The 24,199-nt window shown below is 42.9% G+C and carries 24 protein-coding genes; 13 read left to right on the plus strand and 11 right to left on the minus strand.

Features of this window, described 5'->3' with window-relative positions:
* Positions 1 to 77: 77 nt before the first annotated feature.
* Positions 78 to 530, minus strand: a complete 453-nt coding sequence (locus BFN00_RS07910; protein ID WP_005107150.1) for a GNAT family N-acetyltransferase — start codon at positions 528 to 530, stop codon at positions 78 to 80.
* A gap of 276 nt (positions 531 to 806) precedes the next feature.
* On the opposite strand from BFN00_RS07910, the gene BFN00_RS07915 reads away from it, so the two are divergent.
* Genes BFN00_RS07915 through BFN00_RS07925 form a run of 3 tightly spaced genes read left to right on the plus strand, consistent with a single transcriptional unit; the run spans position 807 to position 2,768 of the window.
* Complete coding sequence (locus BFN00_RS07915; protein WP_071851016.1) at positions 807 to 1,811, plus strand: adenosine kinase; 1,005 nt, start codon at positions 807 to 809, stop codon at positions 1,809 to 1,811.
* Positions 1,812 to 1,825: 14 nt separating this feature from the next.
* Positions 1,826 to 2,134 carry a Rieske (2Fe-2S) protein gene (locus BFN00_RS07920; RefSeq protein ID WP_004279797.1) on the plus strand — a complete coding sequence of 103 codons (309 nt, stop codon included), beginning with the start codon at positions 1,826 to 1,828 and terminating at the stop codon, positions 2,132 to 2,134.
* 19 nt (positions 2,135 to 2,153) lie between these two features.
* A complete protein-coding gene (locus tag BFN00_RS07925) occupies positions 2,154 to 2,768 on the plus strand; it encodes an OB-fold-containig protein (protein ID WP_071851044.1) in 615 nt (204 codons plus the stop codon).
* 64 nt (positions 2,769 to 2,832) lie between these two features.
* Here BFN00_RS07925 and BFN00_RS07930 read toward each other — a convergent pair whose 3' ends face one another.
* Complete coding sequence (locus BFN00_RS07930; protein WP_071851018.1) at positions 2,833 to 3,513, minus strand: YidB family protein; 681 nt, start codon at positions 3,511 to 3,513, stop codon at positions 2,833 to 2,835.
* Between the two features lie 105 nt (positions 3,514 to 3,618).
* Positions 3,619 to 4,089 carry a DUF6231 family protein gene (locus tag BFN00_RS07935; RefSeq protein WP_071851020.1) on the minus strand — a complete coding sequence of 157 codons (471 nt, stop codon included), beginning with the start codon at positions 4,087 to 4,089 and terminating at the stop codon, positions 3,619 to 3,621.
* 34 nt (positions 4,090 to 4,123) lie between these two features.
* Between BFN00_RS07935 and BFN00_RS07940 the strand changes: the two genes are divergently transcribed.
* The gene (locus tag BFN00_RS07940) at positions 4,124 to 4,993 is read left to right on the plus strand and encodes a DUF2797 domain-containing protein (protein WP_071851021.1); all 870 of its coding nucleotides are present in this window, start codon (positions 4,124 to 4,126) and stop codon (positions 4,991 to 4,993) included.
* A 61-nt stretch (positions 4,994 to 5,054) separates the two neighbouring features.
* Here the strand turns inward: BFN00_RS07940 and BFN00_RS07945 are convergent, their stop codons facing one another.
* The 3 genes from BFN00_RS07945 to BFN00_RS07955 all read right to left on the minus strand — a co-directional run bounded on the left by BFN00_RS07945 (position 5,055) and on the right by BFN00_RS07955 (position 7,959).
* Positions 5,055 to 6,920, minus strand: a complete 1,866-nt coding sequence (locus tag BFN00_RS07945) for a SurA N-terminal domain-containing protein (protein ID WP_071851023.1) — start codon at positions 6,918 to 6,920, stop codon at positions 5,055 to 5,057.
* A 130-nt stretch (positions 6,921 to 7,050) separates the two neighbouring features.
* Positions 7,051 to 7,323 (minus strand): non-specific DNA-binding protein Hbs, encoded by a 273-nt coding sequence (gene hbs, locus BFN00_RS07950; RefSeq protein ID WP_004279807.1) that lies wholly within the window; start codon positions 7,321 to 7,323, stop codon positions 7,051 to 7,053.
* Positions 7,324 to 7,485: 162 nt separating this feature from the next.
* On the minus strand, positions 7,486 to 7,959 hold the full coding sequence (locus BFN00_RS07955; protein ID WP_071851025.1) for a phasin family protein: 474 nt from the start codon (positions 7,957 to 7,959) through the stop codon (positions 7,486 to 7,488).
* A 203-nt stretch (positions 7,960 to 8,162) separates the two neighbouring features.
* On the opposite strand from BFN00_RS07955, the gene BFN00_RS07960 reads away from it, so the two are divergent.
* From BFN00_RS07960 to fdx, 8 genes are all read left to right on the plus strand, one after another.
* A complete protein-coding gene (locus BFN00_RS07960; RefSeq protein WP_071851027.1) occupies positions 8,163 to 8,813 on the plus strand; it encodes a hypothetical protein in 651 nt (216 codons plus the stop codon).
* 112 nt (positions 8,814 to 8,925) lie between these two features.
* Complete coding sequence (locus tag BFN00_RS07965; RefSeq protein ID WP_004279811.1) at positions 8,926 to 9,399, plus strand: Rrf2 family transcriptional regulator; 474 nt, start codon at positions 8,926 to 8,928, stop codon at positions 9,397 to 9,399.
* Between the two features lies 1 nt (position 9,400).
* Complete coding sequence (locus BFN00_RS07970) at positions 9,401 to 10,618, plus strand: IscS subfamily cysteine desulfurase (protein ID WP_004279813.1); 1,218 nt, start codon at positions 9,401 to 9,403, stop codon at positions 10,616 to 10,618.
* Positions 10,619 to 10,722: 104 nt separating this feature from the next.
* The gene (gene iscU / locus BFN00_RS07975; RefSeq protein ID WP_004279815.1) at positions 10,723 to 11,109 is read left to right on the plus strand and encodes a Fe-S cluster assembly scaffold IscU; all 387 of its coding nucleotides are present in this window, start codon (positions 10,723 to 10,725) and stop codon (positions 11,107 to 11,109) included.
* A gap of 34 nt (positions 11,110 to 11,143) precedes the next feature.
* Entirely contained in the window at positions 11,144 to 11,464 is a 321-nt protein-coding gene (iscA, locus tag BFN00_RS07980) for an iron-sulfur cluster assembly protein IscA (RefSeq protein ID WP_004279817.1), read from the plus strand.
* Between the two features lie 103 nt (positions 11,465 to 11,567).
* On the plus strand, positions 11,568 to 12,083 hold the full coding sequence (gene hscB / locus BFN00_RS07985) for a Fe-S protein assembly co-chaperone HscB (protein WP_071851030.1): 516 nt from the start codon (positions 11,568 to 11,570) through the stop codon (positions 12,081 to 12,083).
* A 41-nt stretch (positions 12,084 to 12,124) separates the two neighbouring features.
* Positions 12,125 to 13,984 carry a Fe-S protein assembly chaperone HscA gene (gene hscA, locus BFN00_RS07990; protein WP_071851032.1) on the plus strand — a complete coding sequence of 620 codons (1,860 nt, stop codon included), beginning with the start codon at positions 12,125 to 12,127 and terminating at the stop codon, positions 13,982 to 13,984.
* 15 nt (positions 13,985 to 13,999) lie between these two features.
* Positions 14,000 to 14,338 (plus strand): ISC system 2Fe-2S type ferredoxin, encoded by a 339-nt coding sequence (gene fdx / locus BFN00_RS07995; RefSeq protein ID WP_071851034.1) that lies wholly within the window; start codon positions 14,000 to 14,002, stop codon positions 14,336 to 14,338.
* A gap of 89 nt (positions 14,339 to 14,427) precedes the next feature.
* Here the strand turns inward: fdx and BFN00_RS08000 are convergent, their stop codons facing one another.
* From BFN00_RS08000 to aspA, 5 genes are all read right to left on the minus strand, one after another.
* The gene (locus BFN00_RS08000; RefSeq protein WP_071851036.1) at positions 14,428 to 15,873 is read right to left on the minus strand and encodes an adenylate/guanylate cyclase domain-containing protein; all 1,446 of its coding nucleotides are present in this window, start codon (positions 15,871 to 15,873) and stop codon (positions 14,428 to 14,430) included.
* Between the two features lie 55 nt (positions 15,874 to 15,928).
* Complete coding sequence (locus BFN00_RS08005; protein ID WP_071851038.1) at positions 15,929 to 16,363, minus strand: HIT domain-containing protein; 435 nt, start codon at positions 16,361 to 16,363, stop codon at positions 15,929 to 15,931.
* A 229-nt stretch (positions 16,364 to 16,592) separates the two neighbouring features.
* Positions 16,593 to 20,051: a transcription-repair coupling factor gene (mfd, locus tag BFN00_RS08010; RefSeq protein WP_071851039.1), complete on the minus strand. Its 3,459-nt coding sequence runs from the start codon at positions 20,049 to 20,051 to the stop codon at positions 16,593 to 16,595.
* Between the two features lie 123 nt (positions 20,052 to 20,174).
* Complete coding sequence (locus BFN00_RS08015; RefSeq protein WP_171260778.1) at positions 20,175 to 20,540, minus strand: hypothetical protein; 366 nt, start codon at positions 20,538 to 20,540, stop codon at positions 20,175 to 20,177.
* A gap of 129 nt (positions 20,541 to 20,669) precedes the next feature.
* The gene (aspA, locus tag BFN00_RS08020; RefSeq protein ID WP_071851041.1) at positions 20,670 to 22,112 is read right to left on the minus strand and encodes an aspartate ammonia-lyase; all 1,443 of its coding nucleotides are present in this window, start codon (positions 22,110 to 22,112) and stop codon (positions 20,670 to 20,672) included.
* Positions 22,113 to 22,533: 421 nt separating this feature from the next.
* On the opposite strand from aspA, the gene putP reads away from it, so the two are divergent.
* Complete coding sequence (gene putP, locus BFN00_RS08025; protein WP_071851042.1) at positions 22,534 to 24,042, plus strand: sodium/proline symporter PutP; 1,509 nt, start codon at positions 22,534 to 22,536, stop codon at positions 24,040 to 24,042.
* The last annotated feature ends 157 nt before the right edge of the window (positions 24,043 to 24,199 follow it).

Below are 24,199 nucleotides of genomic sequence, written 5' to 3' on the forward strand. Positions count from 1 at the left end.
TCGAATTAAGTAAACTTGATCATTTGAAAATTAAATCATCAAATTTACTTACTGCATCTAGATGAGTATTTACAAGCTTAAGAAATCAGATATTTAAAATAGTTATAGCTTGGATTGTTTTCCACAAATACATAATTCTGCTTTTGATAAAAACTGGCGGCCAGCCGGGTATCTGTTTGCAGACATAAAGCCGAATAATGCGGACGTGCCAACTGTTCCAAATAAGCCAAGAGCTGTTTACCTACGCCATGCTGACGATATTTCGGATGCACATAGAAACGGCGTACACGACCAATGCGGTCTTCAATGCCATTATCTCCCCATTGCTGGTTTAAGCCGCCACAGGCAACCAGTTTCTTGCCATCATGCGCCACCACCAGATATTCATTGGCGTGGCTAAAGCAGTTCTTCCCAGTGCGATATTCTTCTATTAACTTATCTACCAAATTATAGCCTTCTTTACGTGCCAGAGTTGCGAGTGTTTCGATCTGATCCGGGAGTTGTTCGGCTGTTACAATTTTAATATTCATATACGCACACTATTTGAAATTGTTGTGGAGAGTGACAGTTGCCAAGCGACTTAAAGTATCATGCCAGGAGCGATATCTCTTTATAAATAAAATGTGATCCTTAAATCAATGCTGCGGCGCACCAGTGCACAAAAATAAGCCAGTTTTTAGACCAAAGATAGCTGCTGAACAAAATACATCATTTTTGAAAAGTATTTGAAAATGATTCAGCAAACTACAGCAATCCCAAGCAATCGTGTAAACTTAGGACTTTCATTTTTAATGTGATATTTGAACATGGCAACTGTTGATCTTTTTGCGATTGGTAATGCGCTGATTGACCAAGAATTTAAAGTTTCTGATGACTTTTTAACTGCACATCACTTGCAAAAAGGCACCATGCAACTTGCAGATGGTGAAACTCAGGCCACTCTTTATCAAAATCTTCAAGCGACTCAAGTGTATAAGGGTCAAGCTTCAGGCGGTTCAGCAGCCAACACTACCGTGGCATTTTCTGCGCTCGGTGGTTCTGCATTTTATGGCTGTCGTGTCGGAAATGACGAACTGGGACAAATCTACCTGCAAGGTTTGAATGATGCCGGCATTAAGACTACCACCCAATCAATCAGTGAAGGCGTGACAGGGACATGTATGGTTCTGGTGAGCCCTGATTCTGAACGTACCATGCATACCTATCTGGGTATTACGGCTGAACTGACTGATCAACAAATTGATTTCAGTGCACTAAATAGCGCGAAATGGTTATATCTTGAAGGATATCTATCGACTTCTGAAACGGCACGTCATGCGGTAAAACAAGCACGTGATATTGCCCGTGCTAATGGCGTTAAAATTGCTCTAACTTTATCTGATCCTGCCATGGTGCAATACGCCCGTGCCGGTCTGGATGAAATGATTGCAGATGGCGTAGACTTGCTGTTATGTAACCAGCAAGAAGCCTTGATGTACACTCAAACCGACAGTCTTGAGGCTGCTTTACTTAAACTGAAAAGCTTAAGTCAGCACGTTGTCATTACATTGTCAGCTGAAGGTGCACTGATTTCTGATCATCAGAATACCTTTACTGTTCCCGGTCGCAAAGTTACTGCAGTAGATGCCAACGGTGCCGGTGACGCTTTTGCCGGGGCTTTCCTGTACGGATTGAATGCTAATCTTGGTCTTCAAGCTGCGGCTGAACTGGCTATTCTCATTTCGAGCCAAGTGGTTTCACAATTTGGTCCGCGCCTGGCAGTTGAAGACTATGCGGCATTATTACAAGACTTTCAAAAGGTATGTGCTTAATGTTTAAAATTTGCATGACCGAAGACGTTCCAGAACGCGAAGCACGCTCTTTTGAGCTTCCTGATGGAGATAATATCTTTATCACACAGCGTGATGGTGCCTTCTATGCCTATCAAAACCTGTGTCCGCATTTGCAGGTTGAACTGGAATTTCTAGAGAACCAGTTTCTGGATCGCGATCAGGAATTTATTGAGTGCTCCACGCATGGCGCCTTGTTTCTGGTAGAAAGCGGTGAATGCATTTCTGGGCCTTGCCAAGGTCAAGCACTTGAAAAAGTAGAGATTACCGTGCATTCTGATGGTGGAATTTACCTCTCAGAATAAGACTAAAACGGACTTCACCATGCCTGCATTTTTTCTAGACTATAACCTGATGCCTTTTCATCTGAGTTTATTGGCGATTATTCTGTTCGGTGTGGTGAAAACCATTGCTTTTTATTTTGGACTCAGACCCAGCAAGTTTCTGCAAAAAATTTCACCTTATGACTTTCAGCAGATGGATCTACTAAACGTCAAATTCTCCAAAACCTTGATTGTGTTTTTCTTCCTGATGAATTTTAGCTTTGCCGGCTATGTTTTACAGTTCCTGATCTATTCTCAGGAATTTAAATTTCTGCCTGCTTATTACCTGATTATTCCGGCTTTGATCATTGCGACTTTTTTTACTATTTTTATGATTCACTGTCTGGATCAGGTCATTCCACCTAAATATAAAAAGAACAATGTCAATCTACTTGGCCGTTTGGCGACGATTTCCAGCGGCAATGCTCGACCCGGTTTTTCTGCTCAAGCACGGGTGCGAGATGAGTATGGACAACTGCATTATGTACAGGTAGAACCTGAGTTTGGTGAACTCGGTTTTCAGTCGCAGATTATCCTGATTCGCATGAGAAAATCTCATTATGTTGCCAAGAAAATTTGTAAATCTAATCAGCTGTTTAGCCTGAATCTAGATTAAATTCCAAATCATTTATAGACATTAAAAAATCCCGACAGAAATCGGGATTTTTTAATGTCTAGATTTATTTTTTGAGAAGTCCTGAAACCATATTCAATACATTTTGAATATCGTTATTGGCTTCCTGCTTGCTGGTCTGCTCACCTTGCGGGGTAAGCGAATCAATAATCTGCGGCAAGACCTGTGAAATCGCACTATACACATCCTGCTTCGGTGCATGGGTTTGCTGTGCAACTTCTTCAACTTCCTGCTCATCAAACAGGTTTTGCACCTGCTGCGGATCGACATTGGCATTTTCACCGGGACCGGTCGACACCCAATCATCGACCTGGCTATTAAGACCCTGTCCTTTGAGTTTGTCTAGCGCACCTTGTAAACCACCCTGTTTTTGAATCCAGGCCAGTACCAAAGGCAGTACTGCAATCAATAAGGTTTTACCGGTAGAACCACCTAGTCCTGAACGAGGCTGGGCAGTACTTTGAGTACCACCACCACCGAACTGACTTAGTACTGAACCCAAAATTGCCCCTAAACCATTTTGTCGGTTCTGCTGGCCGGTTTGATTTTGCTGATTCTGCTGGTTTTGAGTATTTTGATTTTGCTGAGGATTAGACTGGTTTAAATGCCCTAGCACAGACCCCAGGATATCTGCCAAGCCGCCTTGTTGTGAGGATTTTTGCTGCGACTGCCCGCCACCCAATGCCTGCTTTGCTAATATTTCCACAATACTACTCAGGTTTGTCATGTCCTATATCCTATGTGCATCTTAATTACAGAATACGGCCTGCCCACATATTGTCTAGGCAAGATTGTGTTAATATTTGCAATCTTAGTTAAGCAGGTTTTTAGCTTACCAGCGAAATTTATCCCAGTTTTCCGGATTGGCCCAAAACTTGGAGTTAAACCAGTCTGGCACATGCTTATAAGTTAAAATATTAAACTGCCACAGCGCAAAATCTGCCTCATGTATGGTCTTGTCAATCAACTGGGTAAATCCCAAAGCTCTCAATAATTTTTCGTCTTGCAGGCGACTGATCACCACTAGCCGTTTGGCAAACAAATCACGTAATTTCACCAGAATTTGACTCATGATCTGTTCAGACAAATGTTCTGTTTCTGCAGTATCCAGCATCACCATAGCCAAGTCATAACGTTGCTGAAAAGGCAGATTTAAAAAGTCAGATACGCTAAAATAGGACCATTGAATAGCTGGCTGAAACTGGACTTGGCTCAAGTCCTGCCCAATACAAATAGCAGTATGAATTGGCTGTTCCTGTGCGAAATCGTCTAGCATCGAAGTAATGACATTCTGCTCAGCCATAACTGCATCCTTATGATTTAAGTGAGTAATTTTTATGGAACTTCAGGGCATTTGTCATAAAATGCACGTCGGCCTCAAGGATCTTAGTGTAACTGATCAACAGATACAGCGGGCAAATGTTGAATATAAATTAATTTTAGATCGTGCAGAAATTGATCTTCCATTTAATTTAGGCCAAGAAATCGAGATTGAATGGACCGGTAATATTTACTGCGTGTCCTGTGGCAAAAAAACTTCCAAATCATTTTCGCAAGGTCACTGTTTTAAATGTTTTAAAACCAATGCTTCATGTGATATGTGCATCATGAAGCCAGAGACTTGCCATTATCATTTAGGCACTTGCCGCGAAGAGGAATTTGCACAGAATGTCTGCTTCCAACCACATATTGTCTATCTGGCCAATTCCAGTGCATTAAAGGTCGGCATTACCCGTACCAGCCAAATGCCGACCCGTTGGCTGGATCAGGGTGCGACCCAAGCCCTGCCGATTATGAAAGTTGGCTCACGTCGTCTTTCCGGAAAGCTTGAAGTCATGTTTGGTACTCAGGTTGCTGATAAAACTGATTGGCGCAAACTGCTCAAAGGTGAAGCAGAACCACTGAATCTAATTGAAGTGCGTGAACAGCTGCTAGAAGAATTTGCGCCTAAAATTCAAAGCATTCGTGAAGAGTTTAATCAGAATCTTGAATTTAATGAAAATATTGAAGTGCTTGAAGATGAATTCGCACGAGAGTTTATTTATCCGGTAGAACAATATCCGGAAAAGATTAAATCGCATAATCTGGATAAAACTCCTGTGATTCGTGGCAAATTACAAGGCATCAAGGGTCAGTATTTAATTCTGGATACTGGCGTAATTAATATGCGCAAATATACCGGTTATGAACTGATTATTCGTGCTTAAACCATTATTTGCCTAAAGCATAAAAAACCAGCTCGCAGGCTGGTTTTTTTATACAACAATTTTATTTGATTTTTGCTTGAGATTTCAGGTAACGCGTATAGTCATCAAATTCCTGCTGACCACGAAGTTGTTGATATAACTTCACCAACTCATTGCGTTGTTCTGCACTCAATACATCTACCGGGTTCTTCTTCACTTCTGATACAGCAACCACAACCAGCTCATTTGGCATTTTCGCTGTCGTCACTGACCAATGGCCTGCTTTTGGTGTCGGAAGACTAAAAGCCGCACGCTGTACATCACGTTTTAGCAAACCTTCAGCACGTGTGTAAACACCAGCATCTTCAAAGATCAAATCACCTTTCGCCACTGCTGCAGCCGGCTTGGTTTTGAACTCATCCAGAGCTTTCTGAATTTTTGCTTTTGCCAGAGCAGCTGCTTTGTCTTCAATCAACTGAGCCTTAACACGCGGTTTTGCTTCTGCCAGTGTTTGTTCGCCAGCTGCATGATAATTACGCACCTTGATCCAGGCCACATCACCATTGGCTAACTGAATGCTTGTTGAAGCATTACGATCACCATTTTTAACATCGTCATTAAACAATTTAACCTTGAGGTTAGCATCGCTCAGCACTGGATCACGGGTCGAAAGTGTTACCCCTTGGGCTTTCTGGACTTGTACACCTTTCACTTCTTGAGTAACCACATCCAGAGAATCACTTCCTACTACCATATCATTCAGCGTATTGACTGTATCAGAGAAAGCATTGGATTTTTTAGCTGCCAAGGCTTCTTCAGACAAACGTGCTTTTTGTGATTCAAAAGAAGGAACCGCCACATCTGGCGTTTGCACAGAAATAATGTGGTAACCATAATCTGTTTTCACCGGTGCAGAGACCTGACCCGATTTTAAAGAACTAACCGTCTGGTCAAATGCAGTACCGAATACACCTTCTTCATAAACGGCAAGTGCGCCACCTTTAGACTTAGATTCAGGGTCTTCAGAATATTGTGCTGCTGCCTGAGCAAAAGTGGTACCGGCTTTAATTTTGGCTGCAATATCGGTCGCCAGTTTTTTTGCTTCAGCATCACTACGGCTGTCCGCAGTAATTAAAATATGCTTCACATCTGGTTTCACTGCCTGTTTTTGTGTCGCAACAAAGGCGGTATACGCTTCCTGAAGCTCAGCATCTGTAACCGCTAAACTCTCCACCTGAATATCGCTTGGCTTTAACACCACATAGTCGACATCTACACTGGTCGGCTGTTTAAACAGGGTTTTGTGCTTTTCATAATAGGCAGCAATATCTGCATCCGTGACTTTGACATCTTTTTTATAGCTGTCCAGATTAATGCTGGAAATATGAATATGACGTTGTTCAGTTTGCAAATCAGCAATCTGCTGCATTTCGACTGGGCTTACCAGTGGATAATCCAGGAAAGTCGATGACAGCATCTTCAGCGCATGATCTTTACGTAAACTTTCAATCAAAGCGCGATTGGTCATGCCAATTGATTTCAGATAATTTTCATATAAAGCATTCGAGAACTTGCCATCTTGCTGGAAAGTAGGCTGCTGAGCAATCATCTGTTCAATTTGCTGGTCACTCAGACTGATCCCTAATTCTTCAGCCTGCTGCAGCAATAAAGTACGTGCAACCAGAGTATCCATAGCTTTCTGGTCAATGAAGCTTTGATTCAGTAAAGTTTCATCCCCATTGGCATAACTGAGATATTGTTCTTTAAATGATTTGGTCAGTGACTCTAATTCTTTTTGAGATATTTCAGTCCCGTTCACTGATTTTGCTGCATCAGAGTTTCCGCTGCTAAAATATCCTTCAATACCTACAAGTGCTAACGGGGTCAAAAACAGAACGAGCAAGACTTTGCCCAACCAACCCTTAATAACTTTACGAAAAGCTTCCATAAGTATTCCAATATTTTATTTGCAAAGGATTTTAACCGAAAATACCCATTGAATGAATGTGTTAATCATCACAATTAAATTTATCAATAAAAAACGCGCCAAAGAAGGCGCGTTTCGTCGCTGGGTAAGCTTAAGCTACAGCGTCTTTTAAGCCTTTACCTGCTTTGAAGCTAGGCACTTTGCTTGCTTTGATCTCAAGAGTAGCACCAGTTTGTGGGTTACGGCCAGTACGTGCAGCGCGTTCTTTCACGCCAAAAGTACCAAAACCCACTAAAGTTACTGTATCACCCGATTTTAAAGCTTCAGTAACAGAAGCAATTGTAGCATCTAAAGCTTTACCTGCGTCAGCCTTAGATAATCCCCCTTTTTCTGCAATTGCATCAATTAATTCTGATTTATTCATGAAGATTACGTCCTCTTAATATCGTTTATTTAAGGTTCAAGAATTGGTTTAACATGCCATAACGCCTTTATAGCAATGCTTTAGGTATAAACGCAATACTTAAGAACCTCTTTTTTTTCAAAAAATATGCGAAAAAAACATTGAATAATGAATAAAGTCATTTTATTTAAGTTTTTTCGACAATTCTTCTTTCATTTTTTCTTGTTCCGCAGTCAACTGATCAACCTTGGCATGCAACTGAAGGATTAAACGTTCCAAATACTGTACATCCTTCAATGTGACTAATCCTATACGATTCAATGAGTGATGAACAGAGTTGTCGATTAATTTTTCCACTTTGTCTTTGGTTTCTGTAACCGACTCTTTGGCCTTTTCCGAAACCTTCTCTACAGTTTGATCGGCAATATCTGCAGTTTTAGATTCAAGCTCTTCCCCGACCTTGACCAGCGAGTCAAACAGTTTGTTACCTTCTTCTTCTGCACGTGAAAATGCCCCTAGCCCAGCCAACCAGATTTGTTTGGTATATTTACGAAAATCAAGAACCGATTTGCGCTCCGAGGCAGATTTAGACTTGGTTTTCAGCGTTTTCTCATTCGAAGCTTCAGTTGAGTCTTGTGCTGTTTTTGACTTGTCCATGTGCACGGCTCCTGTTTGTTTTCTGCGCAATTATTATAAATTATTCTACAAAACCACTGCATAATAGCAAATTTAGTACTTGATAGATTTGATAAACTGTTCTACAAAGCAATTTATTTCAAGTCTAATTTGATTTAACCCTGAAATCTCTTCACAAGCAGGAAGCTTTTTCACTTTATATTTCAGGTAAGGATTGGTTGTATATGAGCGAATCGCAACAAAGTCAAAATCAACCGCATTTGTTGCTTACGATGACGTTAATTGTTTTAGAGACAATATTTACCTTCATTCTCAAGCATGATCGTGTCGTTGCATTACAGGCCAAAAAGTTTGTAGATGAAAACATCTCTATTAAAATTAATAGCTATATTCCGTATTTCGACTTTTATGTGCAATTCACCCCCAATGGACTATTATTTGACCATAAAGCACCGGGCCGCATTGTCGACCTGGATGTGCGCACCACACTTCCCGATCTGATTAAAATTTTCATTTTTGGTAATCGTCGTAGCATTCGCAGCATGCGCATTGATGGTCATCAGGTTTTAAAAGATGAATTTCGTGATCTGTTAACCGTATTCAGTTTGCCAAAAGTACTAGCCGACTGGAAACACTGGCTGTCTGATGCGCCGACGGATGATGCGGAAATTATTGCTTCTAAAAAGCGTATTGCGCCGCTTTTAAAGAAAATTGAAGAGCAGCGTTCCAAGATCAATACCCTGCAAGTGGAAGTCAAACAGTATAAAAACCGCCTAAAACGGATCGAACGCCGTCAAAAGCGTATTAATATCATTTTCGGCCTGAGCAGCGTACTTTTGATTACGTTATTAGTATATAATTGGCTGAGCATGTAAATCTTTCATTCTCCAAAAATTAAATCCCACTAAGGTCTACTAAAAATAACTTGACTAATTTAGTCGGGATTCATAAAATCTACACATCTAGTCTAACCATGTGTATCGAATCATGCGCCTAACCACTCGCGGTCGCTACGCTGTGACTGCTCTACTTGATCTAGCTTTGCAGCCTTCTGAAAAAACGATAACGCTCGCTGAAATTGCAGCACGTCAAACTATTTCTGTTGCTTATCTTGAGCAGTTATTTGCGAAGCTCAAGCGTCATGGTTTAGTTTCTAGTGTTCGTGGCGCAAATGGTGGTTACCATTTAGCACGTAATGCAGATGAAATTACTGTGTTAGCAATTATTGAAGCTGTAAACGAAACAGTTGATGCGACTCGCTGTGACCATAAAGGCAATTGCCAGAATGGCGCGATGTGCTTGACTCATGATTTATGGCAGGAACTCTCCCATCACATCGCCGATTATTTAGAAAAAATCTCGCTTGCTGATCTGGTTGCACGTGACAACGTCCAGACTGTGTCATTACGCCAAAAATCAGCACCTTTAGATTCAGCCCTTTTATCGGTTACAGGTATTTGACATGAAACGTCCGATTTATCTTGATTATGCAGCTACAACTCCTGTAGATCCTCAGGTTGCTGAACGTATGATGGAATGCTTAACATTCGATGGTACCTTTGGTAATGCGGCATCTCGTTCACACGCGTATGGTTGGCAAGCAGAAGAAAAAGTTGAATATGCACGTGAACAAGTTGCGAATTTAATTAAAGCTGATCCACGTGAAATCGTATGGACTTCGGGTGCGACCGAGTCAGACAACCTTGCGCTTAAAGGTGTGGCTCATTTCTATGCATCTAAAGGTAAACATATCGTTACCTCTAAAATCGAACATAAGGCAGTTTTAGATACCTGTCGTGAGCTTGAGTCTGAAGGTTTTGAAATTACCTATATTGAGCCGCAACCTCAAACCGGTTTAATTACTCCAGAAATGGTACAAGCAGCAATCCGTCCAGATACGATTCTTGTTTCCCTAATGATGGTGAACAATGAAATCGGCACAGTGACTGATGTTGCGGCGATTGGTGAAATCACTCGCGCCAACAAGATTTTCTTCCACGTCGATGCAGCTCAGGCAGCGGGTAAAGTTGAAATTGATCTTTCAACTTTAAAAGTAGACTTGATGAGCTTCTCTGCGCACAAGATCTATGGCCCTAAAGGTATTGGCGCACTGTTTGTACGTCGTAGCCCACGTGTACGCCTTAAAGCTGAAATGCATGGTGGCGGCCATGAACGTGGTATGCGTTCAGGTACCCTTGCGACTCACCAGATTGTAGGTATGGGTGAAGCATTTGAACTTGCAGGTAAAAACCTGGAAGCTGAACAAACTCGTTTACGTGTACTTCGCGACAAGCTATGGAATGGTTTACAAGGCCTTGAACAAGTATTCCTGAACGGCCATCCAACACAAAACGTTGCGAACTATCTAAACATTAGCTTCAACTTCGTTGAAGGCGAATCATTGATGATGGCATTGAAAGATGCTGCGGTATCTTCAGGTTCGGCATGCACATCTGCAACACTTGAACCATCTTATGTACTTCGTGCATTGGGTCTTTCAGACGAACTTGCACACAGTTCGATCCGCTTCAGCTTTGGTAAATACACCACTGAAGAAGATATCGATCACGTATTGACTATCACTAAAGCTGCTGTTGAGAAGTTACGTGAACTTTCTCCGCTTTGGGATATGTATAAGGAAGGTATCGACCTTTCTAAAGTTGAGTGGGCTGAGCACTAATTTTCATCCTGAGATAGTGACAAATCCGTTGCTATCTCATTGAGAAAAGTTTTTTTACCCCCATATTTAATACTAAGGCTGACCCCGAGGTTTGGAGAAGCAACATGGCTTATAGCGAAAAAGTAATTGATCATTACGAAAACCCTCGTAATGTTGGCGTTTTAGACAAAAATGCTGAAAACGTTGGTACTGGTATGGTTGGTGCGCCAGCATGTGGTGACGTAATGCGTTTACAGATTCAGGTAAACGACGAAGGCGTGATTGAAGAAGCACGTTTCAAAACTTATGGTTGTGGTTCTGCCATTGCATCAAGCTCACTTGTGACTGAATGGCTCAAAGGTAAAACTTTGGATCAAGCTCAAGCGATCAAGAACATTGATATTGCGACTGAACTTGCACTTCCACCAGTAAAAGTACACTGCTCTGTTCTTGCTGAAGATGCAATCAAAGCAGCTGTAGAAGACTACCGTAGCAAGAAAGTTAAAGCTTAATTGTTCCACGTTTTGAAATTTTAACGGAGTTTTCATGATCCATTTAACTGAAAATGCTGCAACTCATATCAGCAATTATTTAAAAAATCGCGGTAAGGGTGAAGGCATTCGCGTTGGTGTGAAAACTTCAGGCTGTTCTGGTCTGGCCTATGTGCTCGAATTCGTTGATGAAGTCGATACACATGACCAAGCCTTTGAGCAGTTTGGGGTTAAAGTATTCGTTGACCCGAAAAGTCTGGTTTATCTTGAAGGTATGGAGATGGACTATGTTAAAAACGGCTTGAACGAAGGCTTCGAATTTAACAACCCCAACAAAAAAGGCGAATGCGGTTGTGGTGAATCCTTCACTGTATAAACCCGGCAGTTATTCTCTTTTGACATTAAAACAGTGTGTTTCACACTGTTTTAATTGCATTTATACAGTTATTTTTGCACATTAATCGCGGATCCCATCTCCCATGAATCATTTTGAGTTGTTCAACCTTCCTGTAGCACTCGATATTGATTTAGCGGCTTTAAAGACTGAATTTTTAAAGTTGCAGCAACAATATCACCCAGATAAAGCTGAAGATAAAGATCAGGCTCTGATTAAATCAAGTGATATCAATCAGGCATTTAAAGTCTTGTCAGCGGTCGATAGCCGTGCAGCGTATTTACTGTCTCTCAAGAAACAGGACTATCACTTAGATCAGTCGATCAGTGATTTTGAATTCTTGCAGGACGCTCTGGAAATTCGTGAACAACTTGACGATGCAACTTCTGCTGAAGATTTAACTTCACTAAAAGTCGAAGTCCAGCAATGGATTGAAGGCTTGGTTCGCGAATTCAAAATTGATTATGCGGATGAAGACTGGGCCGAAGCACGCGATACAGTGCGCAAACTACGCTTCTTCGTTAAAGTCATGGCCGATATCGACAAAGCGGAAGACCGCTTCCTGGACGATGACAGCTTTGATCTTGATGATGATTTCTAATTTTTAGTATTTAATATTTAACGTGCAAAGGATGTAACACTATGGCTCTCTTGCAAATTGCAGAACCAGGTCAATCAAGTGCACCACATGAACACCGCATTGCGATTGGTATCGATTTAGGCACCACCCACTCTTTGGTTGCCACGGTTCTTTCAGGTAAAGCCAAAGTACTTAATGACGAACAAGGTCGTGTGCTACTTCCTTCTATCGTACATTATGCAGAACAACAGACTCAATACGGCAATGAAGCTGCGCCTTTCATTACTACTGACCCTAAAAACACCATCGTTTCTGTAAAACGTTTTATGGGTCGCTCGAAAGCTGACATCAAATTCCAGCATCCTTATGCCTTGGTCGGTGAAGCCAATGAAATGCCGGCTTTTGAAACTGCACAAGGCCGTAAGACTCCGGTTGAGATTTCTGCAGAAATTTTAAAGCAGTTGAAAGACCGCGCTGAAGCCAGTCTGCAAAATCCGGTCAATGGTGCCGTTATTACTGTTCCGGCGTACTTCGATGAAGCACAGCGTCAGGCAACTCGTGATGCTGCCCAGCTTGCCGGTTTAAATGTTTTACGTTTATTGAACGAACCTACTGCAGCGGCTGTGGCTTATGGTCTTGATCAGGAAAGCAACCTGAGTACAGATCGCAACTATGTAATCTACGACTTAGGTGGCGGTACCTTTGACGTTTCGATTCTGCGTTTCTCTCAAGGTGTATTTGAAGTTCTAGCAACCGGTGGCCACACTGCGCTCGGTGGTGATGACCTGGATCGTTTGATCCTGAAATGGGCCAAGAAACAACTGAATATCGATACTTTGAATGATGCAGAATATGCACATTTTGTCGTTGCGGCACGTAAAGCCAAAGAAGCTTTGTCGGAAGCAGATTCAGTTCAACTCAAATTGCTTGATCAAGTATTGACGCTTGACCGTCCGACATTTGAAGAGATCATTAAAGTCGCTTTGGATAAAACCATCAGCGTATGTAAGCGTGTGATGCGTGATGCCAAGCTTGAACTGAATGACATTCAGAATGTTGTTTTAGTCGGTGGTTCAACACGTTCTTATGCGGTACAAAAAGCTGTGCGTGAAGTATTCAATCAAGAACCGCTATGTACCATTAATCCGGATGAAGTGGTGGCGATTGGCGCATCAATTACTGCGAACCAATTGATTGGCAACTCGACTGATGGCTCATTACTATTAGACGTGACCCCTCTGTCTCTTGGTCTTGAAACCATGGGCGGACTGGTTGAACGATTAATTTCGCGTAATACTGCAATTCCAGTGGCTCGTCGTCAGGAATTTACTACTTATCAAGATGGCCAGACTGCCATGTTGATTCATGTGGTTCAAGGTGAACGTGATCTGGTTGAACATTGTCGTAGTCTGGGCCGTTTTGTCCTGCATGGTATTCCCCCAATGACTGCTGGTCAGGCACGTATTGAAGTGACTTTCCAAGTTGATGCTGATGGCTTACTGACTGTGTCTGCGAAAGAAACCACCTCTGGCGTGACTGCTCAAATCGATATCAAGCCATCTTATGGTTTATCGGGTGAAGATACTGAACGCCTGTTGCTAGACGGTTATAAGTTCGCTGAAGAAGATAAAAATCTTCGTCATTTGAATGAAACCAAAGTTGAAGCACAGCGTGAGCTGGAAGCACTGGTTCAGGCACTCAAAGCGGATGCCGGTCTTTTGACTGAGGAACAGCTTGCAGCCCTGCAAACTGCGCAAGCACAACTTGAAACTCAGCTTCAGGGTTCAGATATCAAAGCAATTGAATCTGCCGTTGAACAGCTTAAAATACATAGTGATGCTTTTGCAGCAGCACGTATGAATCAACATATTGATGCAGCTCTTAAGGGCACTAAACTCGACGACTGGTCAAACTCAAACTAATTTAAGGTAACGACTATGCCACGTATTAAAGTTCTTCCACATGCGCAGATTTGCCCCGAAGGTGCTGAGTTTGAAGTCGAACAAAATGCCAATCTTTGCGAAAGCCTGCTAAAAAATGGCATTAAAATCGAACATGCCTGCGATATGTCAGCAGCATGTACGACCTGTCATGTGGTGGTACGCAAAGGTTTTGACAGTCTGGAAGAAATGGATGATGTTGAAGCTGACTTACTCGATCGTGCCTGGGGTCTAGAACCTGATTCACGTCTTTCTTGTCAGGTTAAACTGGACGGTGAAGATCTGGAAATTGAAATTCCAAAATACACCATTAACCATGCGTCAGAAAATCACTAAGATTTTCGTTGCAGGTAAATAGAAAAAACCACGCTCAGGCGTGGTTTTTTCTATTTATAAGAAACAATTAAAGTAAATTTACATGAACTTTAAATATGTTCAATCACTTCATCTTCAAGCTTCAGTTTGACAATGCCTTGTGAATTGGTCATTTTCTGCTGTGTTTCAATACGTTTAATCATTTTTTCCAGCACATGAATCAGCTCGGGATACTCAAAGTTTTGCACTTCATCCAGATTCAGCAATAAATGAAAACCCTTATATTCATAATCGAACCAGCGCTGATACTCGACTTTCTGAGACGCATATTTTTCCATGACCTGCCAGGTTCTTACAGGTGCTTTAATGCCCTTCAGGAAAATCGGCTTTTTCGGTGCGCAAAGATAATCATCTTTGATCAAATTATGAGTATCTTCCGAAATCAGGATTTCATCGACTTCCGCTGCACTTTGCAAACGGGCAGCCAGGTTAGCATCACGCCCTACAATGGTATAAGCCATACGATGCGTTGCCCCATAATTCCCTACGTGGCAATAACCGGTCGAAATTCCCATGCGGATATGCAGTGGTGGATAACCCATTTTAATCCAGCGTTCACGCAGCAATTTCATTTGCTGACGCATCGCCAATGCCATTTCCATGCAGTTCTTGGCATCCCGTTCCACACCTTCGGAGTTCGGATCACCAAAGAAAATCAAGATGGCATCACCCATGAATTTATCAACAGTCGCTTCATAATTTTTAGCGATTTCGGTCATATGCCGTAGATAGTCATTCAACAGGAATGCTAAATCATCTGGAATCAGGGTTTCAGATAACTCTGTAAAGCCTTGAATATCAGAGAAAAAGATCGTCAACTTTTTACGTTTATATTCAATTTTGGCTTCAGATTCACCTTTCATAATGGATTGCCATAACTGCACGGGCGCATAGCGACTCAGTTGATTGGCAAATTCCATATAACGGTTCATCTGTTCGAAATAATGGTCTTTTTTCTGAGTCATGTATTGCACACGACCACTTTGATAAAAACTTCCGACACCAAAATAGGTGATCAGGCAGATAAAGCCTAAAACGGTCAGCTCACTGCTGGTCGGCTGGAAATAATTGTTAAAACCAAAGACCAGAATATTGGCCAGATAAAAAAGCGTAATCCCGATCAGGCTGGCCAGAGAGGCCATCATAAATGAAATTTTATTGCTGATCGCGGTATAGAGGACTGCGACCAAACCGAGCAAGGACAAGACCAAGTCCAGATGCACGGCCGCCAAAACCACCGAAATGACAATGACATCAATCAGGAAAAGAATATTACGCCGGATGTGATAATCATGACGATAGATCAGCCAGCGAGATAGCTTCGGTGTAATCAGTAAAACCAGAAACAGAAAAAATGGAACAAAAAGCTGATACTGGGTATCTGGTTCAGTGTAATGAAAGACGACCAGAACCAGAGACAGCATGATATATCCCATCATGCGATGGAAATATTCAAACTGATGGGGTTCTTTTTGAATCCAGTCGTCTAATTGCACTCACTCACTCCCTGAAGTCCACAACTGTCCATGGTTCTCGGAATGCTTTGGCTGATTAGTCCATGCGCCAGTCAAATGGCATATCGCCTTGACCACGTAAAGCCAGCATTAAGGTTTGACGCATATGTGCCAGTACTTCACTGCTATAAGGAACAGCAGGTGTACCCCAAACAGGCTGCGGCCATGCAACATCGTTCTGATAACGAACCACATGATGAAAATGCAATTGCGGCACCATATTACCCAGTGCTGCTACATTCATTTTATCTGCACGGAAAACACGTGCCAGCTGGCTTGACAACCAACTTGACTCTCTTAAAAACTGCTCTTGGTCAGCTTGGCTCAATTCATATAATTCAGAGACACCCGGCACACGTGGAATCAGAATGAGCCAGGGAAATTGCATATCATTCATCAAACGACATGTTGACAAAGGAAAGTCGCCTACAAAAAACGTATCTTGAGCAAGTTGTGGATGCAAACTAAACATATCTTTATAAATGATGCAAAATTAGAATGATGGCTAATACTAACATATACAACTGAAGCTGAATATTGGAAGCAAGGTGTTTGAAGACAAATTCTCATGATTTGTTGCGAAGCACATCACAACAATCACTGTAAACAATTCATTAAAAAAATCAAGCCTGTTGTTCCTGCAAACTTCATTCGAAAATGAAATCTAAACTGAATTTTCAGGCTGATTTAATCGAATAAAATCAGTGCAATTCTTTGAGCAGACTGTCCAGTAAATCCTGTATAAACTGAATCCGCTTTTGATAGTCTTCCAGCATGACCATGACTTTCAGACGTTGACCGCCATCCATCCGGAAATAGGTCGGATGTTTTTGCATCATCTGAATAATCGTCATGGCCTGAACCGGAGTATCCGGGGCAAATTCAATATGCCCGCCCTGACTGCTGATATCAATTTTAGTAATACCGAGCTGTTCGGCTTTCAGTCGAATCTGATGTACAGCAAAGAGCTGTTTGACCGGTTGCGGTGGTATACCAAAACGGTCAATCAATTCCATCCGGATATTATCCAGTTTTTCCTGGGTATCGGTATTACTGATGCGTTTATAGAACAACAGACGTTGATGTACATCACCCAGATATTCATCTGGGATTAGTGCTGGCATATGCAGGGTAATTTCGGCAGTCAATGACAATGGTGCATCGAAGTTTGGCGTTTTGCCTTTTTGAATGGCTTTGGTGGCTTTTTCCAGCATTTCCATATACAGGCTATAACCAATCGCCTGCATCGAACCGCTCTGCTGTTCACCGAGCAATTCACCTGCGCCGCGAATTTCCAGATCTTCGGTTGCCAGCATAAAACCGGCACCCAAGGTCGAGGCACGCTGAATTGCATCCAGACGTTTTTCCGCATCACCTTTTAAGGCTTTTAAAGACGGCACCATTAAATAGGCATAAGCCTGATGATGTGAGCGCCCTACACGTCCGCGCAGCTGATGCAGTTGTGCCAATCCGAGTTTGTCAGCACGTTCAATCAGAATGGTATTGGCATTCGGAACATCAATCCCGGTTTCAATAATGGTCGAACATACCAGAACATTGTATTCCTTGTGATAGAACTGCTGCATCACCTGCTCCAGTTCACGTTCACGCATCTGCCCGTGGGCCACAATCACCCGCGCTTCCGGCACTAATGTACGGATATGCTCGGCGGCACGATCAATCGTATCGACTTCATTATGCAGAAAATAAACCTGACCACCGCGCAGCAATTCACGCAGAATCGCTTCTTTAATGGTGTCATCGGTATGTTCCTGCACAAAAGTTTTGACGGCAAGACGGCGTGCCGGGGGTGTGGCGATAATCGACAGATCACGCATGCCACTAAAAGCCATATTCAACGTACGTGGAATTGGAGTCGCCGTCAGTGTCAGCATATCGACATCGGCACGCATGGCCTTGATCCGTTCCTTGTCGCGCACACCGAAACGATGCTCTTCATCGACAATCATCAGACCAAGATTCTTAAACTGGACATTTTCCTGCAAAATCTTATGTGTACCAATCACAATATCGACTTTACCTTCAATCAGGTCGTCAATGGTCTTTGTATGTGCTTTGGAAGAACCGAAGCGTGACAGCACTTCAATCCGGACCGGCCAGTCGGCAAAGCGGTCTTTAAATGAATCATAATGCTGTTGTGCCAGCAAGGTGGTCGGTACCAGAATCGCCACCTGTCGGTTATTCTGCACTGCAACAAATGCGGCACGCATCGCGACTTCTGTTTTACCAAAGCCGACATCACCACACACCAGTCGATCCATCGGTTTGGCCTGCTGCATATCCTGCAGTGTGGCTTCAATAGCATTGGCCTGATCCAGTGTTTCTTCATAGGCAAAACCACTGGCAAATTGCATATACAGGCTTTGATCAACTTCAAAACTGATCCCAGGCTTGGAAGAACGCCGTGCCTGAATATGTAACAATTCGGCCGCGACATCGTGAATCTGTTCCAGCGCTTTACGTTTGGCTTTATTCCATGCGTCCGTACCCAGTTTATGCAAAGGTGCCAGATCCGGATCACCGCCGCTATATCGGCTGATTAAATGCAGATTGGTCACCGGCACGTAGACTTTGGCGGCATCTGCATAATCCAGTTGCAAAAATTCGTGATCCTGATCATCAATACTTAAAGTGACCAGACCAGCATAACGCCCAACCCCATAATCGATATGTACCACAGGCGCACCCATGGTCAGCTCAGTTAGACTTCGGATCAGAAACTCTTCCGAAACCTCCTGTTGACGTTTACGACGGCGCTGTACCACCCGATGTTCATAGAGCTGATTTTCAGAAATTACGCTGACACGATCGGTCAATACCAGACCACGCTCTAAAGGCGCATGGGTAATAGCAATTGCATACAGAGATTTAATAAAACTATCGAAATTTTCAACCGTGGGGATATCACCCAGACTTGGCCTTAAGGCATCTTTGAGGCTTTCCCGGCGTCCAGCACTTTCAGCCACCAGCAATACCGGATGATTGGCCTGATCAATATATTTTTTGACTTCATGAAACGGTTTTTCACGTTTCGGGTCTACGGGCAGACGCGGTGGCAACTGGGTATCAAGATTTAATACCCCAGCTTTTTGATCAAAAGGTGTTTGTGCGGCAATGATGCGTGCAAACTGATTCAGCTGCTCCAGCACCTGATTGGTCTGAAAAAACAGGCTTTCTGGGGGCAGGATCGGCTGATCGACATTGTGGCGACGATCTTCATAACGGCGTACTACATCTTGCCAAAACTGGCTCAGACTTTCATCCAAAGCCTTATCTGTAATGACAATGCCATTCTTTGGTAGGTACGAAATAAGCGAACTTTGACCTTGCATGGCTTCAGCGCTGAAAAACAAGGGCAAATAAAACTCGATTCCCGGTGAGACTATGCCATCCATCACATCCTGATAGATCGGGTTTTTCTTTGGATTCGCGGTCGGGAAAAATTCGGCATAACGGTCACGGAAAGTGGCACGGCCTTCCTTGAGCGGAAATTCCTGTGCGGGTAATACGGTAAACTGCTGCAAACTTTGCGTGGTGCGCTGAGTTTCGGAATCGAAAAACTTCAGGCTTTCAATTTCATCATCAAACAGGTCAATCCGAATCGGTGCTTCCTGTCCCGATGCATAGATATCCATGATACTGCCGCGTACCGCGAATTCCCCCGGATCATAAACGGTATCGACCAGATGATAACCGGCCTGAATCAGCTTTTTCTTTTGTTGTTCCAGATCAAATTTCTGACCGACATGAATATCAAAATGCTCACCCAGAATCCATGAGGTCGGCGCCACACGTTGTGCCAAAGTTGAGGCGGACAACAACAGTACGCCAGTTTTGGGCATATTGGATAAGATTGCCAGACGTTCCGAGACAATATCCTGATGTGGGGAGAGACGATCATAAGGCAAGATTTCCCAATCTGGAAAAATCGTGGGTTTAATCCCATAAAATTCCAGTTCACTTTCCAGTTGACCCAAATGCTGATTATTGCGTGCAATCACGATAAATAAACGCGATTGCTGCTGCACGATTTCTTTAAGCAATAATGCGGTTGAGGAACCTTGCAGATTGCCTAACCAGCGTTTCTCGCCTGCTTTAAGCTGTGGTAAATTGAGTTGGGAAATTTCTTGCTGGAACATGGATATAGCTTTAAAGTCTAAATAACCTGAGGCTTATACTAGCACGATGATCTCAGGATATTTTGTTATTTTTATGCAGTCTTGCCACATCCATATACTTCGATTTTAAGCCACTTTTGCAGCTTATTTTTGATCGCGCAGAAAGTTACGATAATAATCATTTAACTTCTTAAGGATCATTTTAAATTGCAGCAGATTCTCTTCGGTATTGCCTAAAGTCGCATTAAAATGCTGATGGGCAATTTCCAGATCAATTTTTTCATTGATCAGCATCGCGGTGTCATATAACGCTTTTAAATCATCAAACTGTTTTAAACGGCGATTCGACAAATACTCTAATCGTGCACCCAATTCCTGATTGAGTTGAATACCATCGACGATATAACCAGTCCCTTCTACATACTGGATATTCTGCTCTTCTAAATATAGCTGTGCAGCAGTCGGTTTATTACTTTTAAATAATGCACTGATTTTATCAAACATCGCCATTTACCCAGCCAAATATAGTTCAGGCTCTAGTCTAGATGAAAATGCCTCAAATCCACATCCTGAACTTGAGGCAAATTATCAAAATAGCAGCGATTCGCTGTTTCAGACGATTTAATAGATATATGTATGTTAAGAAACCTGTTCGAGCTGATTCTCTGCTGAAGGGATTTCAGACACCAGATTTTCAAATGCAAAAATCTCTTCTAATTGCGCTTCACTCAATAAACCTAACTCTAATACTACTTGCGGCACGGTTTTATTTTCCCGCATACATTGTTTGCCGATTTCATCGCATTTGGCATGTCCCAATATCGGTTCAAGCAAGGTTACGATCCCGACACTGCGCATGACCGAACTTAAACAAATCTGTTCATTGGCCTGAATGCCAGCAATACATTTCTGATTCAGGGTTTGCATGCCTTGGGTCAATAATTGAATCGATTCATTCATCGCCACGGCAATCACAGGTTCCATGACATTCAATTGTAGCTGTCCGGCTTCCGCAGCCATAGTAATGGTTAAGTCGTTACCAATCACCCGAAAGGCAATCTGATTGACCACTTCCGGAATTACCGGATTGATTTTTGCCGGCATGATCGAAGAACCTGCCTGTAACTCAGGCAAACGGATTTCAGCTAACCCTGTACGCGGTCCCGAGCTGAGCAAGCGCAAGTCATTACAGATTTTGGACAGTTTCACTGCCAGACGTTTTAAACTGCTCGACAAAATAATAAAGACGCCACAATCGCTGGTCGCCTCGACATAATCTGTGGCTCCTTTTAAAGGCAGACCAGTCAGATGCGCCAAGGTTTCTACCACCTGCTTGGCATAGCCCGGCGGTGTATTCACCCCGGTCCCAATGGCGGTGGCGCCTAAATTGACTTCTAGCAATAACTGTCGCATCTGCCCAATCAGCTTCAGGTCTTCTTTTAATAAGGTGGCAAATGCCCGGAATTCCTGTTCCATGGTCATCGGAACTGCATCTTGTAACTGGGTACGTCCCATCTTGATGACATATTCAAATTCGGCAGCTTTATGGTCGATACAGTCAATCAATGCTTTAAGCACGCTCAATAACTCATCTAGACTGCTATAGGTCGCCAGACGCAAAGCCGTTGGATAGACATCATTGGTTGATTGCGAAGTATTGACATGATCATTCGGATGCAGAATGTGATAATTGCCTTTCTGATGGCCCGACATTTCAAGGGCAATATTGGCAATCACCTCATTGGCATTCATATTGATGGAGGTTCCGGCACCGCCTTGATAAGGATCGAGTGGAAATGCCGCTTGCCACGCTTCCGGATGCTGAATCAATTCATCACAAGCTTTCTGAATGGCAGTACTGGTCTGCTCGGACAGTTTCTGAAAATGCAGATTGGCCTGTGCCGAAGCTTTTTTCACTTGAGCCAAAGCACGAATAAAATGCGTTTGTTGCCCTACCGCCAATCCGGAAATCTTAAAATTTTCGATGGCACGTAAGGTATGAATCCCATAATAGCTATGCAACGGGATTTGTTTTTCCCCCAATAAATCACGTTCAATGCGGGTCGGTTCGATTTGAAGCATATTGTCCACTAAAAAATACTCTTGGCGATGCACCGTATTTGGTGTGACATTAATATGAGCAAACAAATACAGGCCTAATAGGAAGACTTTAACCTAGATTTGCTACGATTTATTACCAATACGCTAAGGATGTGAATTTTGTAATATTGTGTAAACAACTGGCTAAAATTTAAATATTTTAATTATTTATTCAAAATTTCCACTTCCCCCCTGAATTTGACGTCGTATTGCCTTTTATCCGCTCAAGTTATTCCTGATTTAATTTCAGAGAATTACTACGATGTTTACAATAGACATACATAAAAGCTGTGTAATTGTTACAGAGTGTAATTTTTAAACCATGCTTGAATCACCTCCTTGCGATCTCAGTACAAAAAATCATCTTGGACGATGATTTCCATATTTACAGGATGACCTGCCTATGACTTATTTAAACCCCACCCTGATTACCTTCATGTTTTATATTATCGCCATGATTGCAATCGGGTTATATGCTTATCGTGCCACCTCCAATTTTGACGAATATATTCTAGGTGGACGAAGTCTGGGCAGTGTGGTCACTGCACTTTCAGCGGGCGCATCGGATATGAGTGGCTGGCTGTTGATGGGTCTTCCGGGAGCCATTTACCTGTCTGGCCTGTCAGAAGCCTGGATTGCGATCGGTTTGATTATCGGCGCATGGCTGAACTGGTTACTCGTAGCAGGTCGACTGCGTGCCCATACTGAATATCAGAACAATGCCCTGACCTTGCCGGATTATTTCACCAGCCGTTTTTCCGATCGTAAACGTATTTTACGGGTCTTGTCTGCCTTGGTGATTCTGGTGTTTTTTGCGATTTATTGTGCCTCAGGCATGGTCGCAGGTGCACGACTGTTTGAAAGCCTGTTTGGCTGGGATTACACCACAGCGCTTGTGATTGGTGCGATGGCGACGATTCTTTATGTTTGTATTGGTGGCTTTTTGGCGATCAGCTGGACAGATACATTCCAGGCCGGTTTGATGATTTTTGCCTTATTGCTGACTCCGATCATTACCTTCTTGGCCTTGGGCGACAACAGCCAGCAAGTGAGTGTCATCGTTGAATCAGCTCGTCCACATGCCTCCAGCATGCTTGAAGGTTTAAGCACCGCCGCGATTATTTCCAGTCTGGCCTGGGGCTTGGGTTATTTTGGCCAGCCGCATATTCTGGTGCGTTTTATGGCAGCGGATTCGGTCAAAACCATTCCTGCTGCACGCCGCATTGGCATGACCTGGATGATTCTATGCCTAGGCGGTGCAGTGGCTGCCGGTTATATCGGTATTGCTTACTTCAGTGTCAATCCCGCATTGGCCTCGGTGGTCAATCAAAATCCTGAAACGGTATTTATGGAATTGACCAAAATTCTATTTAATCCTTGGATTGCCGGAATCATTCTGGCTGCGATTCTGGCAGCAATCATGAGTACCTTAAGCTGTCAGCTTCTAGTCTGTTCAACCACCCTGACCGAAGATTTATATAAGAGTTTCCTGCGTAAAAATGCTTCACAAAAAGAACTGATCTGGGTCGGTCGCGGCATGGTCTTAGTGATCGCGTTAGTTGCGATTTCACTGGCAATTAATCCGAACAGTAAGGTTTTGGGTCTAGTGGCTTATGCCTGGGCCGGCTTTGGTGCTGCATTTGGCCCACTGATTATCCTGTCTCTCTTCTGGAAACGAATGACCCTCAACGGCGCAATTGTGGGTATGGTTGTTGGTGCCGTGACTGTAATTGTCTGGAAAAATTATATGGGCGATACCGGTCTGTATGAGATTATTCCGGGCTTTATTCTGGCGACCCTCAGCATTATCATCGTTAGCCTGCTGGATAAAGCACCTAGCGAAGATGTGGTTCATCGTTTTGAAATGGCTAAAGCCGAGTATCAAAAAGAAATGGCGGAAATGAAAAAATAAATATTTTTTTCAGCATAAATTAAAGGGACTTTCGAGTCCCTTTTTTGATTTTAGGGCGTGTCATCAATTACTGTCTCTTATACACATCTCCGAGCCCACGAGACAAAAAAAAAAAACTATACCTGTCTCTTATACACATCTCCGAGCCCACGAGACT

It is taken from the genome of Acinetobacter sp. AR2-3, from assembly GCF_001878775.1.
In the GTDB taxonomy this organism is placed as follows: domain Bacteria; phylum Pseudomonadota; class Gammaproteobacteria; order Pseudomonadales; family Moraxellaceae; genus Acinetobacter; species Acinetobacter lwoffii_D.

Bases quoted from the DNA above. Each gene is read 5' to 3' on its own strand.
- BFN00_RS07910 (WP_005107150.1), bottom strand. From the start codon at position 530: ATGAATATTAAAATTGTAACAGCCGAACAACTCCCGGATCAGATCGAA.
- BFN00_RS07915 (WP_071851016.1), top strand. From the start codon at position 807: ATGGCAACTGTTGATCTTTTTGCGATTGGTAATGCGCTGATTGACCAA.
- BFN00_RS07920 (WP_004279797.1), top strand. From the start codon at position 1,826: ATGACCGAAGACGTTCCAGAACGCGAAGCACGCTCTTTTGAGCTTCCT.
- BFN00_RS07925 (WP_071851044.1), top strand. From the start codon at position 2,154: ATGCCTGCATTTTTTCTAGACTATAACCTGATGCCTTTTCATCTGAGT.
- BFN00_RS07930 (WP_071851018.1), bottom strand. From the start codon at position 3,513: ATGACAAACCTGAGTAGTATTGTGGAAATATTAGCAAAGCAGGCATTG.
- BFN00_RS07935 (WP_071851020.1), bottom strand. From the start codon at position 4,089: ATGGCTGAGCAGAATGTCATTACTTCGATGCTAGACGATTTCGCACAG.
- BFN00_RS07940 (WP_071851021.1), top strand. From the start codon at position 4,124: ATGGAACTTCAGGGCATTTGTCATAAAATGCACGTCGGCCTCAAGGAT.
- BFN00_RS07945 (WP_071851023.1), bottom strand. From the start codon at position 6,920: ATGGAAGCTTTTCGTAAAGTTATTAAGGGTTGGTTGGGCAAAGTCTTG.
- hbs (WP_004279807.1), bottom strand. From the start codon at position 7,323: ATGAATAAATCAGAATTAATTGATGCAATTGCAGAAAAAGGGGGATTA.
- BFN00_RS07955 (WP_071851025.1), bottom strand. From the start codon at position 7,959: ATGGACAAGTCAAAAACAGCACAAGACTCAACTGAAGCTTCGAATGAG.
- BFN00_RS07960 (WP_071851027.1), top strand. From the start codon at position 8,163: ATGAGCGAATCGCAACAAAGTCAAAATCAACCGCATTTGTTGCTTACG.
- BFN00_RS07965 (WP_004279811.1), top strand. From the start codon at position 8,926: ATGCGCCTAACCACTCGCGGTCGCTACGCTGTGACTGCTCTACTTGAT.
- BFN00_RS07970 (WP_004279813.1), top strand. From the start codon at position 9,401: ATGAAACGTCCGATTTATCTTGATTATGCAGCTACAACTCCTGTAGAT.
- iscU (WP_004279815.1), top strand. From the start codon at position 10,723: ATGGCTTATAGCGAAAAAGTAATTGATCATTACGAAAACCCTCGTAAT.
- iscA (WP_004279817.1), top strand. From the start codon at position 11,144: ATGATCCATTTAACTGAAAATGCTGCAACTCATATCAGCAATTATTTA.
- hscB (WP_071851030.1), top strand. From the start codon at position 11,568: ATGAATCATTTTGAGTTGTTCAACCTTCCTGTAGCACTCGATATTGAT.
- hscA (WP_071851032.1), top strand. From the start codon at position 12,125: ATGGCTCTCTTGCAAATTGCAGAACCAGGTCAATCAAGTGCACCACAT.
- fdx (WP_071851034.1), top strand. From the start codon at position 14,000: ATGCCACGTATTAAAGTTCTTCCACATGCGCAGATTTGCCCCGAAGGT.
- BFN00_RS08005 (WP_071851038.1), bottom strand. From the start codon at position 16,363: ATGTTTAGTTTGCATCCACAACTTGCTCAAGATACGTTTTTTGTAGGC.
- mfd (WP_071851039.1), bottom strand. From the start codon at position 20,051: ATGTTCCAGCAAGAAATTTCCCAACTCAATTTACCACAGCTTAAAGCA.
- BFN00_RS08015 (WP_171260778.1), bottom strand. From the start codon at position 20,540: ATGGCGATGTTTGATAAAATCAGTGCATTATTTAAAAGTAATAAACCG.
- aspA (WP_071851041.1), bottom strand. From the start codon at position 22,112: ATGCTTCAAATCGAACCGACCCGCATTGAACGTGATTTATTGGGGGAA.
- putP (WP_071851042.1), top strand. From the start codon at position 22,534: ATGACTTATTTAAACCCCACCCTGATTACCTTCATGTTTTATATTATC.